Raw genomic sequence first — 2016 nt, 5'->3', positions numbered from 1 at the left:
CTTTCCGACGCTTTCCAGCGACGTCTGGCCGACATTCGTAACCTTGCTCACCCCGATCTGTTCTGCCCGCGCCACCCCGACGCTGTCGGATTTGAACGTGCTGACGATCGTGTTCATGATGCCCGGCAGCGGAAACAATCCCGAAGCATCGGAACCGACGCCCGAGCCGGAGCCGGCAAGCGCCGTACCCGCATCCGCACGTGGGCTCGGGCCGGAAACGACCCCCTCACGCGATGAAAGACCGCCTGCGCCGAGGAAGCCGAGTGCGGATGAGGCGAGTGTGGTGGCGAAGGCCGCGACACCCGGGCCACCGCCGCCGGCGATCTGGGCGGCCTGCGAAAGCAGCCCCGCCGTCTGCCCGGAGAGCGCCTGTACGCCCGCCATGGCCATCATCGCCATCGGTCCCGTGCCGCCGACGACGGTGTTTACCGAGCCGCCGATCTCGTGTTTCTGGTTGCCGGAAACTTCTACCGCGCGGTTGCCGCCGACCGAGGCGACCTCATGCCGGTCGATGCGCTTGGTCCGGTCATTCAGAACCCGCGTCGTCTGGTCCTTCTGGGCGTGGAAGAACTGGTTCTCCTTGCCGGCTTCATCCTCGAAGGTGATTTCGTTGAAACCGTCGCCCTTGTGGCTGTTGGAGCGCAGCACCATGCGCGTCTTGTTGGCCGGAAGGTCGTAAGGCACGGAATTGGCCGGATTGTTGACCACGCCGATGACCAGCGGCTTATCCGGGTCGCCATCGACAAAGGCGACCATCACCTCCATGCCGATGCGCGGAATGACCTGCGCACCCCATGTGCCGCCGCCCCATGCCTGGCTGACACGAACCCAGCACGTATCCGTGCCATCCTTCTTCGCCTTGCGGTCCCACGGGAACCACAGCTTGATGCGGCCATATTGGTCAGGATGGATTTCCTCGCCTTCAGGTCCGGCGACGATCGCCACCTGCGTACCTTCGATGCGCGGGCGTTTTGTTGACCGGTGCGGCGTCAGCGGCACACGGGCGGGGATCGCCTCGAAGTGATTGCGATATTCCGGCTCGTTGCCATTGGTCTCATAAGAGAGATCGACGATATTGTGGCTTGCCCTGATGATCACATGTTCTTCATAGGCGTGTTCGGGGTGGGCGACCTCGTAAGGCGTGAAACGGCGGCCGGCCTCCAGAATGCGCGAGGTCGACGAACCGAAAACCCGGTCGTGATCGGCTTCGATGGACTGGGTGCGCAGTTTTTGCGCGCGCTCGGCCTCTTCCACCGTCTTGATGCGGGCCGGATATTCGTAAAGCTCGCGCTTCGTCGCATCCGGCATCTGCACCAGCGACGGTGTCATCGTGCCCGGCACCATGCCCGGCGTCTCGAAATTCCAGTCCGCGCCAGCGCGCTGACCCGAAACATAGGAAAAACGCCGCGCCCAGTCGTTGATGTGGTTACGATCCGAAGACCCCTGCGCCAGACGCACCGTCCCCTCCCCCTGGGCTGCCGGCGACGGCCCAAGCCAGCCGCTGGCGCTATCGGCCACATGCAGCTTGTGGGAACCATCCTCATGGCTGAACCAGTAGAACAGGCCGTCCTCTTCAAAACGGCGGGTGAGATAATCGAGATCCGTCTCGTTCCATTGCACGCTGTAATGCTGTGCGGGCGGCGGCGAGATGATGCCCGATGTATCGGGAGCGGGAATGCCGTGTTCGGAAAACAGCGTCTCGACGACCTCCACCGCCGTCTTGTCCATCCAGATACGGCAATCCGACCGGCGCGACAGAAGCCACATTTGCGGGCGGATCGTCAGCGCATAGGAGCGCATGCCGCGGGTGATAGGCGGGCCTTCATGCAGCTCCGTCACCAGGCCGTTGAAGGGGCGGCGAACACCGCCGCCATCGCCGTCGCCCTGGCTGATCTCGATGGAGATATCGACCAGCCGTCCGATCAGCTCTTCGGGCTTGACCGCTTCCTTCTTGGCACGCACCGTCAGACGAATGTCGAAGAGCTGCGATACGCCCTCCTCGACGGACAGGCGCTC

1 protein-coding gene is annotated in these 2016 nt (G+C 63.5%); it reads right to left on the bottom strand.

What is annotated here, in order from left to right; genetic code table 11:
- The coding region (gene tssI / locus PIB16_RS26605) for a type VI secretion system tip protein TssI/VgrG (protein WP_271046675.1) at positions 1–2016 on the bottom strand (2016 nt) is incomplete at both ends.

The organism is Agrobacterium sp. ST15.13.015 (assembly GCF_027871645.1).
In the GTDB taxonomy this organism is placed as follows: Bacteria; Pseudomonadota; Alphaproteobacteria; order Rhizobiales; family Rhizobiaceae; genus Agrobacterium; species Agrobacterium leguminum.
This window is presented reverse-complemented; position numbering and strand designations above follow the sequence as displayed.